This is a genomic window from Pedococcus sp. P3_C7 (assembly GCF_056402615.1).
The window spans coordinates 14186-31272 of the sequence record NZ_JBFUHC010000010.1; the positions used below are offsets into that span (position 1 = coordinate 14186).

General features: G+C 65.1%; 13 protein-coding genes. 9 read left to right on the forward strand and 4 right to left on the reverse strand.

The window, feature by feature from the left end; all coding sequences use genetic code 11:
- Nucleotides 1–11 precede the first annotated feature (11 nt).
- The 7 genes from AC1DS4_RS14285 to AC1DS4_RS14315 are packed head-to-tail and all read left to right on the forward strand — an operon-like array spanning nt 12 to nt 7684.
- Complete coding sequence (locus AC1DS4_RS14285) at nt 12–266, forward strand: hypothetical protein (protein ID WP_477633511.1); 255 nt, start codon at nt 12–14, stop codon at nt 264–266.
- Between the two features lie 4 nt (nt 267–270).
- The gene (locus AC1DS4_RS14290) at nt 271–699 is read left to right on the forward strand and encodes a hypothetical protein (protein ID WP_477633512.1); all 429 of its coding nucleotides are present in this window, start codon (nt 271–273) and stop codon (nt 697–699) included.
- Nucleotides 696–3251: an ATP-binding protein gene (locus AC1DS4_RS14295; RefSeq protein ID WP_477633513.1), complete on the forward strand. Its 2556-nt coding sequence runs from the start codon at nt 696–698 to the stop codon at nt 3249–3251. The genes AC1DS4_RS14290 and AC1DS4_RS14295 overlap by 4 nt, the downstream gene beginning before the upstream one ends.
- Before the next feature lies 1 nt (nt 3252).
- Nucleotides 3253–5265, forward strand: coding sequence for an ACT domain-containing protein (locus tag AC1DS4_RS14300; RefSeq protein WP_477633514.1), 2013 nt, complete (start codon nt 3253–3255; stop codon nt 5263–5265).
- Complete coding sequence (locus AC1DS4_RS14305) at nt 5262–5891, forward strand: hypothetical protein (RefSeq protein WP_477633515.1); 630 nt, start codon at nt 5262–5264, stop codon at nt 5889–5891. Before AC1DS4_RS14300 ends, AC1DS4_RS14305 begins: the two co-directional genes overlap by 4 nt.
- 1 nt (nt 5892) lies before the next feature.
- Complete coding sequence (locus AC1DS4_RS14310; RefSeq protein WP_477633516.1) at nt 5893–7020, forward strand: C40 family peptidase; 1128 nt, start codon at nt 5893–5895, stop codon at nt 7018–7020.
- On the forward strand, nt 7013–7684 hold the full coding sequence (locus tag AC1DS4_RS14315) for a hypothetical protein (protein ID WP_477633517.1): 672 nt from the start codon (nt 7013–7015) through the stop codon (nt 7682–7684). Before AC1DS4_RS14310 ends, AC1DS4_RS14315 begins: the two co-directional genes overlap by 8 nt.
- Before the next feature lie 184 nt (nt 7685–7868).
- Here the strand turns inward: AC1DS4_RS14315 and AC1DS4_RS14320 are convergent, their stop codons facing one another.
- From AC1DS4_RS14320 to AC1DS4_RS14330, 3 genes are read right to left on the reverse strand one after another with little or no spacing between them, the layout of a single operon-like run.
- Complete coding sequence (locus tag AC1DS4_RS14320) at nt 7869–9158, reverse strand: hypothetical protein (RefSeq protein ID WP_477633518.1); 1290 nt, start codon at nt 9156–9158, stop codon at nt 7869–7871.
- Nucleotides 9158–10711 carry a hypothetical protein gene (locus AC1DS4_RS14325; protein WP_477633519.1) on the reverse strand — a complete coding sequence of 518 codons (1554 nt, stop codon included), beginning with the start codon at nt 10709–10711 and terminating at the stop codon, nt 9158–9160. The genes AC1DS4_RS14320 and AC1DS4_RS14325 overlap by 1 nt, the downstream gene beginning before the upstream one ends.
- A gap of 23 nt (nt 10712–10734) precedes the next feature.
- Nucleotides 10735–13644 (reverse strand): hypothetical protein, encoded by a 2910-nt coding sequence (locus AC1DS4_RS14330; RefSeq protein WP_477633520.1) that lies wholly within the window; start codon nt 13642–13644, stop codon nt 10735–10737.
- A gap of 399 nt (nt 13645–14043) precedes the next feature.
- On the opposite strand from AC1DS4_RS14330, the gene AC1DS4_RS14335 reads away from it, so the two are divergent.
- Nucleotides 14044–14739, forward strand: a complete 696-nt coding sequence (locus AC1DS4_RS14335) for a hypothetical protein (RefSeq protein ID WP_477633521.1) — start codon at nt 14044–14046, stop codon at nt 14737–14739.
- A gap of 1339 nt (nt 14740–16078) precedes the next feature.
- A complete protein-coding gene (locus AC1DS4_RS14340; protein ID WP_477633522.1) occupies nt 16079–16642 on the forward strand; it encodes an HD domain-containing protein in 564 nt (187 codons plus the stop codon).
- On the opposite strand, the gene AC1DS4_RS14345 is transcribed toward AC1DS4_RS14340, so the two are convergent.
- Entirely contained in the window at nt 16610–17080 is a 471-nt protein-coding gene (locus tag AC1DS4_RS14345; RefSeq protein WP_477633523.1) for an NUDIX hydrolase, read from the reverse strand. The two genes, AC1DS4_RS14340 and AC1DS4_RS14345, sit on opposite strands and share 33 nt — an antisense overlap.
- Nucleotides 17081–17087: the final 7 nt, after the last annotated feature.

Genomic DNA, 17087 nt, shown 5'->3' on the forward strand with positions numbered 1-17087 from the left:
GGGGACCAATCATGCACACCTTCAACACTTCCGTGGTCGCGGCCGCCAGCACTGGCGGCCTGCAAGCATGGATCAAGGACAACGTCGTCCCGCTGTTGCTTCTGCTCATCGCCGTGATGCTTTTCGTCCTGGCTCAGAGGGGCGACAACGCCAAGGCCATGAAGGTCGTGGCCGGCGTGATCGTGGCTCTCGCGGTGCTCGGTATCGCAAGCTCAGGCCAAGCGGACAATCTCGGCGCGTGGATGGCCGGGCTGATCACGGGCTGATCCGATGCGACTTCCTGTCGACGACGAGATCTACAACGTCAACGCCGTCTGGCTCGGCCCACCGAACAAGACCCTGCCCTTCCGGGCGCGGTACGTCGCGTATGCCGTGGGCGCGCTCGTGTTCGTCGTGCTCCAGGTCATCGAGCGACGGCTGGGCATCGGCCTGGGCTTCTTCAGCCTTGCCTACAGCCTGCTGGCCACCGTCGGCCTGACCCGCCTGATCCTTAACGTCGTCGACGCCGACCGCCCGCTGGCCTCGGCTCTCGCTGGTTTTGCCCACGAGGTCGGCGCGCCACGACAGCGCACGAAGCCGACCGTGGGTGTCATCCGCCCGGCTCGGGTTCGTGCTGTCCCCACACGCCTGAGCCGGGCTCAACGCAAGGCCGCACGACGCGCGATCAGAGACGACAAGGCACAGGAGGCGGCGGCATGAGCGCCAAGGCGGGACTGTCCCTGCGGCGGATCAGCGGCCACTGCACCGTCACGGCCGACAAGATCTACGCCTGGTACCTCCTCGACGCCCAGGGTTGGTCGTTCCGGCCCGACAGCGTGCGCGAGCAGCTGATCATCGACGGCGCCGACGTGTTCGCCCAGCTGGTCAAGCGCAGCCTGCACATCCGAGTCACGACCCGTCCCTACCCGGTGAGCCGGTGGGCCTCGGCCCACGACCAGAACGCCCCGGCTCCACTCCCGGCCTGGCGCGACTACCTGATGACCGACCAACACCACCTGTCCGGCCGGAGCATGGCCGACAAGGAGGTCTACGTCGGGGTGGAGATCCCGGCACGCAAGGGCCTGCACAAGGCCCTCGGAGGCTTGGCTGGAACCTTCTCCGACCGTGAAGTCGCGGCCCTGTCCAAGCACATCCGGGCGACCGACGAGATCATGGCCTCGCCCGGCATGGACGGCGCACCGGTCACCCCGCGGCAGCTTGAATGGCTTCTCCACCGGTCCTGCTCGCTCGGACTTCCCGCACCAATGACCCTGGGCGCTGTCGACGACGGCCGCTGGGAGGAAGACGACCTCCACGAGTTCACCGACCACGTCCAGTGGTTCGCCGAACCATACGCCCGCACTATTCGCGTCATCGGCGAGAACGAGGACCAGCGCGTCGAGCGCCACGTCTGCATCCTGTCCGTCGGCAGGATGACCGACCTCGAGATCCCCGCCGGCATCCCCTGGATGCAGCGCACCGACCAGCTCGGCTTCCCCGTCGAGTGGTCCGCCCGCGTCACCGTCGACGACTCGGCCAAGGTCGGCCAGGCGATGCGCCGCAACATCCAGAAGATCCGCGCCCAGAAGGACCACTACGAGCTCGAGCACCACGAACCCGCCCCGGGAGCCCTCGACCGCCAGGCCGACAAGGCCCTCGGCGTCGAGGACGAGATCTCGATGGGCCTGTCCGGGCTGTCGACCCGCACCACCGGCTGGTACCGCCTCGCCGTGTCCGGCGCCTCCGAGGAGGAGGCCCTGGAGCGGGCGAGCCTGCTGCGCAAGCTCTACACCCCGCAGATCACGATTGCCCGGCCCGCCGACCAGTACGCCGTAGCGAGGGAGTTCATCCCGGGCGAGAAGCTGGCGTCCACGGCATACAAGCGCCGTATGCCGGTGACCACTCTCGCGGCCGCCGTCCCCGCCGCGACGGCGAAGGTCGGCGACCGCGTTGGGATCCACCTCGGCGAGACGTCGGGCACCAGCGCCCGGGTCGTCACCTGGGAGCCGTGGGAGACCACCGAACGACGTGAGGAGTCCGGCCTGGCCGTGCTGTGCGCCGGCCTCGGCGGCGGCAAGTCCACCGCGGGCGGCAACATCATCTACCGCACCGTCCTGCAAGGTGTGCCGTGGACGGTGCTGGATCCCTCGGGCCGGCTGACCGCGCTCTGTCGGCTGCCGGAGCTGGCCGACGTCTCCCAGGCCATCGACCTCCTCGACGCCCCGGCTGGTGCCTTGTCGACCTACCGCGTCATCGCCGAACCGCGGCGCGAGCATTACGAGACCGACCTGGACTGGCGGACAGCGCAGGACCAGGCCAAGGAGACGCGTCGCCTGCTGACCTCGAGTGTCCTGCGGGCGATGCTGCCTCGGCAGCTGCAGGAGCATGTCCTCACCGAGGTCGCACTGATGCGCGCCGTTGGCGCTGTCAGCGCGAAGCAGACCGCCTCCCCCAGCGATGTCGTCAAGGAACTGCGTGTCCTGGCCGGGGACCCCGATCTGCAGCGGCATGCGGGCTACATGGCGGACTTCCTCACCGAGGCGGGCAAGACCAGCCACGGCCGGCTGATCTTCCCGCCCGGCTACCTGCAGGACTACAACCGCACCGACCCACTGCTGACGGTCTACAGCCTGCGCGGACTTGCCCTGCCCGACGAGTCCACCGCAAACAGCGAGGACCTCGACGAGCGGCTGTCCATGTGTGTTCTCTACCTCGCGGCGTGGCTCACGCAGCGCGGGATGTACTTCGGAGACATCAACGCCCGCAAGGGAATCTTCATCGACGAGGCGTGGGCGCTGTCCACATTCAGCACCGGTCGCCGGTTCATCGACCGCGCCGCCCGCGACTCCCGCAAGCACAACACCCGTGTGTTGATGGCCTCGCAGAACCCGTCGGACCTGCTCAAGCTCGACCTCGCGAACCTGGTGTCCGCGGCATTCATCGGCCGCCTCACAGGCGAGGACGCGCAGCGAGACGCCCTGCGGTTCCTGCCCGGCATCCGCGAAGGCATGGGCTACGAGTCGATCTTCGGCACCCTGTCGCGCCCCACCCGTGAGGGCCGCCGTGGCTCGCGCGAGTTCATCTTCAGCGACGGAACCGGCGGAATCGAGCGGATGCGGATGGACCTGTCCGCGCACCCACAGCTGCTCGACGCGCTCAACACCACCGCTGAACCGGCGAAGGCGCTCAACCGGGTCGTCCGCGAGGAGATCGAGTCCGGTGCGACGTCTCGGCAGGCGTTGCCCGAGGGCCACGACCGCGAGAGCGCCTGACATGACCGACACGCTGCGCGTCGCGGTATGCCGGGTACTCGCCATCGGCGCGATCGTCGCCGGTGCGCTCGTGGCTCTGGCCGGCACTGCCGACGCCTCCCCGATGATCCCGGGCGTCCCGGACTGCAAGGACGCCCCCACCGCGCAGCTGCCGGGCAGCGGCATCACTGGCTTTCTCGACCCCGGCCCGGCCACCCCACCGCAACCGCTCGACCCGTTCGTGGCGAACCCGTCTACCAGCGTGTACGAGCAGTACGGCTACGCGGGACTCGGCTGGCACACCTACGACCTCGGCTGTGGTGGCGGCATGCGCGATGTCGAGGCCAGCATCGACACGGCCACCGGCAACTTCCTGATGTCGTCGGCCACCTGGGGCACCGCGGCCTCGAACGGGTTGCACAACAAGGTCGCCCACCCCGAGCAGTACATGGCACCCCTCGACGACGTCGTCGCCGGGGTCACCCAGCGCCTGCACGACTCGATCTGGAGCCCCTGGGGTGCGACCGCCCTCGTCGGAGTTGGCGCGATGCTGCTGTTCTACTCGATGAACGGGCGACTCTCCTCGGTCGCCTCCGCGGCCGCCTGGGCCCTCCTCGTCCTGGCCGTCGTCGCCGGCATCGGGCAGTATCCCACCCGCGTTGCCACCTTCTTCGACCACGCCGTCTCTTCCAGCGTTGCCTCGATCAACGCCGGAGTCAGCGGCCTGACCAACCTGCCGTCGTCCTCGGACCCGGCACGCGCCCAGGGCGCACTCGTCGTCGACCGCGTCCTGTACGACAACTGGCTACGCGGCCAGCTCGGCTCGACCGACTCGGCAGCGGCCAAGAAGTGGGGCCCGGCCCTGTTCAAGGCCAGCGCCTTCACCTGGGCCGAAGCCCAGCAGGCCGAACAAGACCCTGACGCCGGCAAACGGATCGCCGAGACCAAGGCCGAGAACTGGAAGAAGACCGCAGCCCAGATCCAGCAGGACGACCCGGTCGCCTACAGCTACCTGCAGGGCAAGTCCGGCGGCCGCGCTGGAACGGGCCTGATGGTGGCCCTCGGGTCCACCTTCAGCCTGTTGTTCCGGCTGGTCGCCGACATCTTCCTCTTCGCCGGTCTCGTCATGCTCCGGCTGCTCGTCATGCTGTTCCCCGCAGTCGCGGTCGTCGGTGTGATGGCCCCCATGGCATCCGTCGTGCGACGGGTGTTCTCCATGGGCGGCGCCGCCGTCGTGAACGTGGTCGCCTTCTCCGCCGGGTCGGCGGTGCACACCACAGTCATCTCTGCCGTCCTGGCCCGCGCCACCAACACAGGCATGGGTATTCTCGGCCTGGTCCTCTGCATCGTCACCACGGTGGCGGCGTTCGTGGTCCTGTTTCCGCTGCTCACCTTCTCCAGCATCCTCGGTCAGTCCGGCGGTCCGAGGTGGCTCAAGCGCGGCGGCCGGGAGGGGTGGAACTACCTATCCCGACGGTTCGCCACCGAGCACGGAATCCGAGATGCGAACGAGGATCTCACCCAGCGTTCCCCGGACGAGACCCGGTCCGCACTCCCCGACCCTGATCGGGGGCCGGCCTTCCGGTACCGCGTCTCTCATCTTCCTGCGGAGGCCTTCGGGCGGCCTGCTCAGTTCCCCGCAGTCGGCGAGACAGAGCGCGCCCTGCCCTACCCACAACACCTGCAGCTCAGCGCCGTCGAGTCTCCACGGGACGAGTGGACACGCAGCTCGGCCTTGGCCCGAGAAGCGGCGGCAGCGGAAGGTGAGGGGACCGACGGCCGGGACGACCCGGCATACGCCCTCGCCTCGAGCGTCCGTGACGCGCAGGCGGACGACGCACCATCGCTCGCCCCAACGCGCGGGCCGTTGCTTACCGGGGTGCTGGTTGACAACGTGCCTCCGGATGCCCGGGAGCTACCAAACCTGGCCCACGACTCCCAGACCGAGATCCGCCCGGACGGTGTCGGCCCCCGGGTCTACGACCCCGACATCAAGCGCACCGTGCTCAGCGTCCAGCGGCGGCCCGAGGAATGACCGGGACCTCGCTGAGTCGAGCCGCGCGATGGCCCCTGTGGTCGTGGCGCAACCTCGCCATCACCGCGATCGCCACCCTCGCAATGCTCGCCGGGGTGGGTCGCCTGACCGACGCCCTGAGCGCGAACTCCGCGTCGTCCTCGAGCGCCGTCGGCCCTGCGTCGGCGCCCACCATCCCTGCAGCCAGTCTGCCCGCGACGTCTCCACCTTCGGGTTCGGTGACCACCCCCGCGCCGACGACGACCGCACCCTCAGCGACCCCGGCCAGCAAGGGGTCCCCGGTGGAGGTGGCCACCGGTCTCGTGACGGCATGGGCAAAGCCGGCCGAGGGTGAATCACAGTGGCTGGCCGGGATGAAGCCCTGGGCCACCGCAGACCTGGTCTCCTCGATGACGGGCACCGACCCCGCCCAGGTGCCGGCAACCAGGGTTACCGGCGACGCGGCGCTCCGCGCGATCAACTCCAGCACCGCGACGGTCAGCGTCCCCACCGACGGCGGACGGGTCGCGGTGGAGCTGGTCCAGCAGTCAGGGGCGTGGAAGGCCAACTCCCTCGCTCCCGACGACGCCCCACCCGGCGCGCCCACGCCGGCCCTCGGCCCGACCACGACCGGCTCCGCAGGCTGACATGCCCGCCCCGATCGTCGCCGCAGGACTGCAGGTCGCGCGCAAGGTCGTGCTCCGCCGCCTCCTCCGCATCGGTCTGGTGCTGCTGCCCGTCGTCGTGGTAGGCGCGGTGTCCGTCGGCCTGCTGACCCTCCTGATCTCCTCTGGTGGCAACGATTCCAACCCTGCGACCGGGGCGGGCAGCTGCACCACCCTGGCGAGCGGCTCGGCAGCCCCAGAGGCGGGACTGACCCAGGAACAGCTGGCCAACGCCCAGACCATCGTGGCGGTCGGGCGGCAGCTGGGTGTCCCGGCATACGGGTGGGTTGTGGCCGTGGCTACCGCCCTTCAGGAGTCGAGCCTCACGAATCTGCCCACGGGCCACCTCGACAGCGTCGGGCTTTTCCAGCAGCGTTCCGGCTGGGCGCCCGCGGCGGACCGGCTCGACCCGGCGAAGGCCGCGCGGATGTTCTACGAGGGCGGTAGGGGCGGCCAGAAGGGGCTCGTCCAGGTCAAGGACTTCGAGTCGATGCCGCTCACCCGCGCCGCCCAGGCGGTCCAGGCCAGCGCGTTCCCGGACGCCTACGCGCGTTGGGAACCACTCGCCCAACAGATCGTGGCCAGTCCCAGAGTGCTGTCCGCGAGCTGCTACACCGATGCCGACTACGTGGGAGATGGCACGCCCGGCTCGAACGCCGTCGCCTCGGCGCTGCAGGAGCTCGGCAAGCCCTACAGCTGGGGTGGCGGTGGGATCGGAGGGGCAGGCACCGGCTTCGGCCCCGGCAGCGCAACGGTTGGCTTCGACTGCTCGTCCCTCGTCCAGTACGCCTACCACCGAGCCACCGGGATGACCCTGCCCCGAGTCACCGACGCCCAGGCGGCAGCCCTCCCGCATGTCCCCCCAGGATCCAAGCTTCGCGCGGGCGACCTGCTCTTCTTCCGCTCGCCCGCGGACCCGCCGAGCAGCTATCACCACGTCGGGATCTACGACGGTCAAGGAGGCATGGTGCATGCGCCTCGAACCGGCAAGACCGTCGAGGTCGTGCACGACGTCCTGAAGGACCCCTACTTCGCTTCCCAACTCGCGTTGGTGGCCCGTCCGAACACGGGGTCCGGTCCAACGGCGGAGGCGGGAGGTCATCATGAGTGACGACGACCCTCTCGACTCGGAATTCTCTGCAATCCTCTCCGCGGGCTCAGCCGTCGCTAACGCCGGGGACGTACCAACGCTTCTCATACGCCGGGCGCGCGAGCTCCACGAACCCCTGCTGGGCAAGCGGGCACGCTTCCTGATGACCAGCCACTCCACGCAGGGTGACTGGCTCGCGCACGGCTGGAAGGACAGTCTGCGCGTCGTCTCGGAGGTCATCCATGACTTTGCCGGACTCGAGGAACCTGCTATTTGGATCCAGGACGAGCGCGACTACTACGGCGACACCGGGAGCACCAACCGCTTCGCCGTAGGGCTCTCTCGCCTATGGGTGGAGCAGTACATCTCAGCGCCACCGCCCAACACGGAGTCCGGCAGCGAGTCCTGGATCGACAACCTCAACAGGGACCCAAACTCCCCCGAGCTCCGGACCCTTCAACCGGCTGAGGGACACCCCGATCCAGTTGGTTCTCGAGTTGTTCTGGTCGGCGGCGCCGTCGACACGGACCTTCGGGCAGTAAGTCCAGTCCGGATGACTGACAACGGCGAGTCGGCCATCACTGTTATGGCCGAACGCGACTGGTATCGCTGGGCCCGCGACTACCCCGCCGAGCCACACCCCACGCTGAGGTGGGAGCCCGCTGCCCGCGTGTGGGTTGAGTAGGCGGAGCGACCTCCCTCCAGCGCTGGACGTCGGGTCAAGGGCGCCGGGAAGGGCTGGCTTCGGCGACGAGGGATGCAATCCTCCGCCACGGAGGGCGTACCTGGCTCATCGGCCCAACTGCCGCCCTGCCACATCTCGCGCGTGTCCTCCGCCTTCTCACGGAGGACGATCCATAAGCGCATAGTCAGTTCACCGTGTCGGCGACAGCATCCATGAGGGTCATTGCAATCTGATTCAGTTCCTCAAGTGTCACGTCGAGGTTCAACTGGTTGACTTCGACGCCCGCCGCGCGGAGCCTGTCAATGGCAGCCGCACTGACACGGCCCCCTGCCGCGTTGAAGACAAATCGATGGGCGACCTTTCCCGCCACCATCGGCGTGAGGGCGAGGGTCGATGGTGGCGCGCCTGGCTCGGCGAATGTAAGCCTAGGGAGCCGGCCGGACGCCACGGCGGTCTCTCGGAGCACGTCGTTCTCCACCTGCTTGAGGGCCGAGATGTGCTTCTCAACCTTGTATTGCGCCGCCAGGAACAACTTTGCCTGCCCCGCCTCCCTGTTCACCAGCAAGATGGCCTCATCCCATGCTTCGGCGCCATCGATGCGCAGTTCACCCACGATCCTGCGGACCTCCCACTTCGGGCCCAGAGCCTTCGCTTCCCGCCCAGCGAGCTCCAAGTAGCCGTCCATCTGTACGTTCCATGCCTCCCAGCGCGGCACATACGCCTCGCCCAGAAGACCCTTTATCTTGCTCAAGAACCCATTGGCAGAGTCTCTTGCCCTACGCACCTCTCGCTCGGCAGCTCGGATGGCTGTGACTGAACCACCCTTTCGAGCAGCCTCGAGTTCACTTTGGGCAGTCCGGAGGTTCTGAACTCGGTCGGCGATCTTGGCAGCATGGTCGCGCAGATATCTAAACGTTGGTTCCCAGCCGTCGGCCCACTGACCGCCGAGCGTGTGAAGCAGTTTGCGGCGACCACTCAAGACAAGAATCTGTGCGTCAGTCCACTGAGCCTGACCGAGGGCTGCGATCGTGCGAAGTCGATCTAGGAATCTTCGTTGCAGCATGGCCGCGCCCAGGTCGCCACTGGTTGGGACTGGCACGCGTCGAGGAGCTCGGGCAGCCTTGGTCGTCGATGCGACGGTCTCACCAAGGATCGAGAGTCGTCGATGGGCGAGTTCACGGCTGAGCCATTCGGCCTCGCGGGCTTTCAGTCCTGCCAACCTTTCACGGAGGATGTCATCTGCGGCCTTGAAGAGCTGCATGGTTGCATCGTCGGCGTGACGCTCTGCCCGGCGCGCTGCGAGGAGGTACCGCTCCACGGCGACGACGATTTCTGGGTCATGCCCGGCCGCTTGGAGGAGCCGCAGGTAGGCGTTCGCCGTCTTAGGTGCGAGGCGGACAATACGTGCCAGAGACTTTCGACTGAGGAGCGAAATCTCCTCAGCGAGTGCGCGCGATGCTGGGGATGCTGCCATTACTGGGAACGCAGGCCCAAGAGCCTGGTGTCTATGGGGACCGGGGACGGGTTGAGCACGCCGAGGGCGATATCGAAGGCGTCCATCACGGGTCCCGAGTAGGAAGGTGGGACCCCAAGGCGGTCGGAGGGATTCAGGAACGCGGCCTCACCCTGCTGCTGTTGGGCAACAGCAAAGGCCTTCGCGATTACGCCAGTTAGGTCCACGGCGATCTGGGCCACCATGAAGGCGACCGCGGTTGGCTCGGCTCCGGTCACCACCGCAGTCATTTGCGCGTACCCGAGCCATTCGGAGACGACGGCGAGTTCGGTGGCCGGCTTAGCTTCGCGTATTCGGTCGTGGACAACACGCGAAGCGAAGTCGCTCTCGTCAGCGTGAACGCTAGTGAGGGCGGCGTCGATTAGGGGTTCGAATTTCCATGCGATCTCAGGGTTAGAAGTGAACTCTCTGTCGAGGTCAGTCGCTGCCCGATAGGCGGTGCGCAGCGGGTTCAGAACAAGATCACGCAGCGGACCGGAGTCGGCCAAGATCGTTCGGTCGGCGACCGTGTTGCTCGTCCGGGAGTCCCTGATCAGGTGAAGAGCTATGAATGGAGCGTCGGTGTTCCATAGGCGAAAGATCAGTGGCCGCTTCGAGGCGAGGCTGATCACCAGGTTTGTGAGGGCTAGGCGTTGGTCTGCAGTGCGTTGCTTCGCAGCGAGTACTTCGGCTGAGTCCGGCAGCGCGGCCAGGTCCTGCCCCAACTGGCGAGCTTGCTGATCCGTGAGATAAGGCCGGAACACCCCCGATCGTGACCGGTCATCGGAAAGCATGGCCAACTTCGTCTGATCCCACTGCTGGACATTTCGTCGCTGTCCGTCTTGGGCCCCAGCAAGCTGAAGTCGCGCATGCGCGATCGCAATCAGGTCCTGGACCAAGCCGAGCACCTCGGGACCGGTAAGTCGATTCGGCGCCGTTCCTAGGAGAATCGCAGGCACTGCTGCAGGATCGCTGGATGTGGACAGGTACCGACTGGCCTCGGTAACGACCTGTAGTTTGCTGGCGGCGAGTCTGGCACGAGCAGCCGATACGGCAATGTCGCGCAGGGCCGTTGCCGCGAGCGCCTGCCGGCGAGGCAGGGCGGAAAGGTATGCGGAGTACTCCCGAATCAAGCGACCGCGGTTCGGGGTCCTGACGTCATCGATGTAATACAGGTCCCCTCGAGTCCAGACGGGCGCGAGCGCCTCCACCGTCGTCCCTGCTAGGGCTACCCCTGTCCCGTGGAGCGCCCTATTGAACTCGACCAGTCCGTTGGTGCCGGAGATGATGAAGGCGAGGTCAGCGTTTTCGGCGACATTTGTTGCCAGTTCTGGGATTTCCATATTGAAGGTCAGCATTACTTGCGGAAATGCTTCCGGATGATCGTCGTCACTCGGCAGCTGGAGGGCGATCTCCTGAATCAGTGAGGGGGTTTGGAGGGACTCGTGCACCCCAGGAAGCGAGTCGATCACAAACTCGGGCACAGGGGTTTGCTCGACCTCTGGAGAGTTAACCGTCCAGGCGACGATCGGCATCGGAACAACTGCCCGGGTGTCTGTTAGGACGGATTGTCAGGTCGGTCGGAGCCATGAGCGCCACTGCTGCCGTCGTCATGTCCGTGTTCGCCGCCGGTGGCATGCCCCTTCGCGCCTCTTTCGTCGTCCCCGCCGCCGTGATCGCTGTCCTTGTCCTTGTCCTTGTCCTTGTCCTTGTCGTCCTTGTCGTCCTTGTCCTTGTCGTCCTTGTCCTTGTCGTCCGTCTCCTCACCGGAGTCGTCACCGCAGTCGAAGGTGGGCAGTGTCCCCTCGCTTTGCAGCCAGACCAGCGGGGTCGGCACCACAACTGTCCAAGAGTCGCCGTAGGTACTCGCGTGGTTAAGGTCATCCTGCTGGTCACGCAGCTCGGCATGGATAGCCAGATACAACGGATCATCGATGTCAGGCACCGGGCCGCCGTTCCAAGGCTCGCGAGTGAAGAGGTAGTGCTGGACCGCGCCCTCGAAGCCCGGCCGGACCGGTACCAAGACACGAGCGGCCCCGGCTTGGAGGAACCGAGCGAACAGGGGGTCGACTTCGTCGTAGTACTTCTGCGCGTCGTACCACTTGCCCGGCAGCTTGCCCCAGAAGTAGGGGTAGAGGACGTAACTGATCTGTTGCCACTCGAAGGCTTGCTCAAGGAACTGCACTGTCCGGCCATCGGCGACGGCTTCGGCGACGTTGATCGCTGGCATCTTAACCGGTGTGTCGACGACGGAGATGTCCTCCTTGGTCGAGGTCGTCGTCACCGTAACCGTCGTGCCGGGGGCGGGAGTTGTCGTAGTAACGGTCTCGGTTTCGGTGGTCACGCGAGCCTCGACCGGGAGGCTCTCGTCTCGGGTCTGCATGCTGTCAAAAACGATGTCGTCAGTCTTATCAGCGTCGAACTGGAGCGCGATCATGCTCAAGCAGCTCTTTCGCAGTTCTGTCCTGATCACGTCCTGGTTAACCCGCGGATTACGACCCTTGATGATGACGCCTTGGGCGATCTCGTACCCTTGGAGTTTCGATTCGTAGTCGCCGAGGGCGTCCAAGTATTCGCGGTGCGCCTCGGTGTAGGCGTCCATGATCGCCTCGTATACAGACAGCTGCCACTTTCGATAGTGCTCGTCGGTGCGGTTGATGGTCAACGCGATGCTGAGGCCCGCAGCCTTGATACGGAATGCAAACACGACGGCGGTGATGTCACCCACAAGGGGAGGATCAAAGGTCAGCGTCTGGGGCGGAAAGGCCATGTGGATCTTGCCGTCGTCGGTCGCGCGAGCCGTTTGGCCCCCAATCGAAACGCGAATGCCATGCTCGTTCTTTGAGTGACCGTCCCAGTCGCCTTCGATGGTGGCAGTCACCGCGGCGTAGCCATCCGGAATTCGGAACTGGCGCTCGTGCGCTGACGCCTGCTGGTTCTCAAGGCCCGTGAGGGGTACAGCCACAGCGATGGTGTCGCTTGCTGGCGGCTCGGGGTCGAGCCCACTCAGGTTGTAGATCGCACCATAGGCGCTAACTGTCGCGGCACTTATGGTGGCAATGTCGAGGTTCGGTCGCGGCGGTATCTGCGGGATATCGGGTCGCCGTTGCTGTTGACGCTCGTGTTCGAAGACCGAGAGGGCGAACGCTGCAGGTTCCGGAATCACGAACTCGAACATCAGGCGTTTGCCGTAGTTGTAAACTTGAGCCCGGTACACCTTGTCGACCCAACGGTAGATTCCGGCCAGGTTCGAGCCAGAATCGTTAGTGAGTTCGTGGCGGTCGAGTTCGTCGGTTCGAGTTAGACGACGTGTTGTCCGCTCTTCTCGGACGCTAGTCTGGATGCGAGACAACGAACGATCAACCACATCCTTGGCAAAGTTGTTGGCGCCTCTCCGAGAGTCGCTGCTAGACGTCGAATAGCTGACACCCGCGTTGGCTGAATACTCTACAACCCCATATCGACCGCTTACCTGTCCAGACAGTTGAGCCGACAAGTCACTCTGGATGGTTGACTCGGACTCGCTCTTCAACTCGAAGCGCTGCGATGTTGAGATCTCGCGTTCTTCGACACTTGTGGTGTCCTCGATCACCGAAACCAGTTCGTCGGTCTGGTCGATGCGCCGAAGCCTCCGCACCTTTGACTCTCCATCAAGAACGTTCTCAATGTGAGCGACTTCTCCCGGCTCGTACCGGCACAGGAATTGCTTTACAACAAGCAAGTCACCGATCCCGATCGGAGTGATTGGGTTGAAGGGGCGGTAGTAGGCGACCAGGGCCGTGATGACTCGGTGTATTGCCGGGTTGGCTGATAGGACGGCGGCCACCTCAGACGGGCTCTTCTCACCGTCAGACGCGAGAAATCGCATCAGGGTGAGGACTCGGAGCCCTCGAATGAGGTGTTCCAAGTTCAGGGGAAGTAGTCGCTTGGCAACGAGGGCCACATAGAGTTTGTCAAAGATCGCACCCAGGTCTGCCTCAAGACTCAGATACTCGCCCTCGCCTGCGGGATCGGGTGGGCGGGCGACGTAGGCGCGCCAAGTCGGCCCTTCCCCGCCCTTCCATGGCCAAGCTTCACTCAGGGCCGCCGTGAGTTGCTCGGCAGAGGCGCCGACGGTGGCATGCTCGAGCACCGGGATAATCGCGTCAACGTGAGGGATGCCAACCTCGGTTGTGAGGGTCGGGTCCGCAGCCAATCGTTGGGCGATCTTCTGGTTTGCGTCGATGACCTGCGGCGCGGTGGTGGCCGCAGGAACCGCCTCGCCCACCAGAGACTGAATCTTGCTCGCCGCCGCGCTGCGCTCGTAGTTAACGGCGTCGCTCGCGACGTCCGGTACTTGACCGACTCCGGCCGGTGCACCCAACCGCGCGTCCCGAATGATGCCGGCATCGTCGGGCTTTATCGCCTCCGTCGCTCGGACGGTCACGAACTTGAAGAGGTCAACAGTTACGTTGGGCATCTCGGTCACCCCCGAAAGACAGGAATCCCACCGGGATTCATCTTGCGAGAAGCAACCGGGCGTGTAAATAGCCCTTTGGGGCTATAGAAGGCTTCTGACGATCATCGAGGAGGTGGCGGACGACGATCGTCGTGGAACGAGTCAAGTCTTGCCTGATGCCCGCCTCTAGTCACAAGTGACTATTGTGCGGCTCACAAGTGACGTAGGAACGTTGAACGCGCTCGTGTACGAGGGAAGTGCTAGCTGGGGGTAGCCATGTCCGGGGTTGTTGCGACTGCACAAGCGGTTCAGATCGAATCGGCGGGCCGGCTCTCGCGGCTGGCGGATCGCGTCATGGCGGAAACCTCCGTCACGCCGACTCCGTCGCCAACGGGATCGCCCCCCTCAGTCCCCACGAACCAGCCAACCGTGGGTACGCCGTCCACGAGTGGGGGCTTCTTTGATTTCTCCGGGCCTGAGATGTGGTTCGTCGCACTCACAGTGCTGATCTTCGCCGGCCTTCTCGTGGCCGCAACCGTGTACGACCTTCGCTACGCCAACAAGACCAAAAACACGCAGCTGACCATCATTCAAAGAATGTTTCCGCAGCCTCTGAACGAAGCACAGGGACGTCAGGTGCTGATGTTCATCGGCAGACCAGCGAGCGGTGTCGCGGGCCTGACTCGCAGCCTGATCGTGCTGTCAATCCTTGTGACCATCTTCCTGTCACTGACGGCCGTGCTGGCTTCGACGGCTCAGGATGCGGCCGACCTCAGAAAAACGCTGATCGCCAGCATCCTGAGCGTTTTCGCGACCATAATTGGGTTCTACTTCGGATCCCGTACGGCGCAAACTTCGGCGGACGGCGCCCTGGAGCGCAGTCAAGCCTCGACGTCCAGCGCGACGACCCAGCCTTCCGAATCGACCCGGGTGGTTGCTAGGGCCGGGGACGCCGGGAAGTTCGAACCCTCGACCGGTATGCCAGAAAGCCTTGAAGCCTTACGAACCTCGAACATCGTCCCTGAACCAACTACGGCGTGGCCGAGCGGCAGCTACATCATTACGTATAACGGCGATGAGGCGTTCTGGGACGGGACCACATGGCGCCCAAACCGCGCACCTTAGGCCGCACCTGCTGCCGCACAACTGCATCACGAAGACGCTCGAGTCCGGGGCCTCAATCCGCGAGGTCCACGATTTGGCTCGAGACGCTGCGCCTCGGGCAACGATGCGATATGACAGGCACCACACCGAGATCGACGACCACGCGGTCCACCCGCTCGTCGCCTTCATCCCTCCAGCGTTCGACGATAACCCGCCTGCGGTGGCCAATCCCGGCACAGGACGTAACAGTGGCAGGGTCGCGAGTCCCGAGCAGCGGACGGGCCAAGGAGGCCGTGCAGATCACGAGCGTCCCTGTCTGAGGGTCCCCCTCCAACCAGGCCGGCTGGCAAACCTGTCTGAGACAAGGTTCGCTTGCAGCGCCGCCCGAGCGGCCGGGATGGTCTTCTTGACAATTTCCGCGTGCTTCGTCGGAGCCTCGGGCCCCGGCTCCTTGCCTGCCGCTCGTTTGCCGGCGCCGTAGGCGATTAGACGCACCACCCGACTGTTGTACCTCAATACCGCTTGGGAGTAGTCGATCAGGGCACTTTGCTCTTCCGGCGCCATGTGATGGACGCTCCCCAGCACGGCCGTGAGCAGGTTGGTGGGCAGCGACGAGGGCGACTCTTCGTGGATTAGCTGCGCAACCACTGCGATTTCCATATCCAAGGCCCGCAGGGAGTTCTTCTCCGCGCTGAGACGCTCATGTCGAGCCTCTCGTGCAGCTCGTCGGAAGCTCCAAGCGGTCGTGCCTAGACCGGCTGCTGCGCCAACGCCAGCGGCGAACAGTGTCACTAGCGCTTCCGTCTGGTCCATTCGGCACCTCAGATCTCGGCCACGGCCCTGGACGCCGGGCTCGGATGGAGTCGTCACCACCGGCGAGCCGGGTGGACCACTAAGCGGCCGGGCCCTTGCTCGCCGCAAGGCGGCAACTTCGGTGGTCAAACTGATAGGTATTAGTCCGGAAGAAATGAACACTCAGCGATTCAAGCCATGAACCAAACACGGCACTTGCAGGTAAACAAAGGTTATGGAGCCAGACGCAGCATCGAATCACGCAAAAGGCGTACTTGAGCGCCGTGGTCCCATCGGCAGACGGGAAGGCGTGAACAGCCTGGTGGCCGTTGCACCCACCGGCTGGCCGCACACCAAATTGAGCCACCTAGATCGGTGGTGCTAAACCGCCATCGAAGGGTCGTGGTGCTCATGTCGAGCGAGGCAAGCTTGGGCGCCGGTCCTCGAAGACTCGCCCTGTGTGCACCCCCTCCGTCATGAGACCCGTACAGGTCCTGCGCCCTTCTCCGAGCGCCCGGCCACGCGTTCCACGGGGATCGGACAAGCGCCGACTTTGTACTCTGGACCAATGACGAATGCGGCGAGTGCGGCGACCTGGGCACGCTCCATCCTCGAACGTACTGAACCGCGGTGGACCCATGTCCAGGGCGTTGTCGCGATCGCCGAGCGAATCGTCGCTCTGACACCCGGACTCAGTGACGCGGTACTGGACGCCGCCTGGTTGCACGATGTGGGCTATGGCGGAACCGTCGTCCGTACGGGTTTTCACGCCTTGGACGGAGCTCGCTACCTCGCCGCGGAGGGCTGGCCCTCGGATGTCATCAGCCTGGTGGCGTACCACACGGGAGCCGAGTTTGAGGCTGAGGAGCGCGGTCTCTCGAACGAGTTGAAGGAGTTGCCTCGTCCGGATCCAGCGGAGCTTGATGCCCTTATCTTGGCCGACCTATCGGTATCGCCACTGGGCCTCCAGGTGCATCCAAGGAAGCGGATCGACGAGATCCTTACGAGGTACGAGCAGGATGACCCGGTACACCGCGCCGTCTCACGGTCGCAGGGCTATCTCATGGAGTGCGCGGGACGCGCAGCTGCCGCCACCGGGTCACCCCACGAATGGGGCTTCGCGGTCGCTTAGGGCGTGCTCGATGCGGAGTCTCATCGACGGGTGGATATCGAGGTCGGCCAGTTCCTGGGGCGAAACCCAACGCACTTGCCGACTCTCGCTGCTGGTCTGCGCTGACCCCCCAATCAGCTTGGCACGAAAGGCGATCGAGAACTGCTGACGGACCTCGCCGTCGTCATACGCCATCAGATGCCGTGGGTTCGTATAGGTGCCGCTGAGTCCGACGACCTCGACGTCGTAGCCGGTTTCTTCCTTGACCTCCCGCACGACCGTCTCTGAAATCGACTCGCCGATCTCATGACCTCCACCGGGAAGGGCCCACTTGTCGTTGTCAGTCTTGTGGATCATCAGGATTCGGCCGTGATCGTCGCGGACAATCGCAACCACGGAGGGCACAACATTGTTCGCCTTGGGGGCGTTCGGGTCGTCGATGTAGTCGATGCGAGCCACCCTTCGA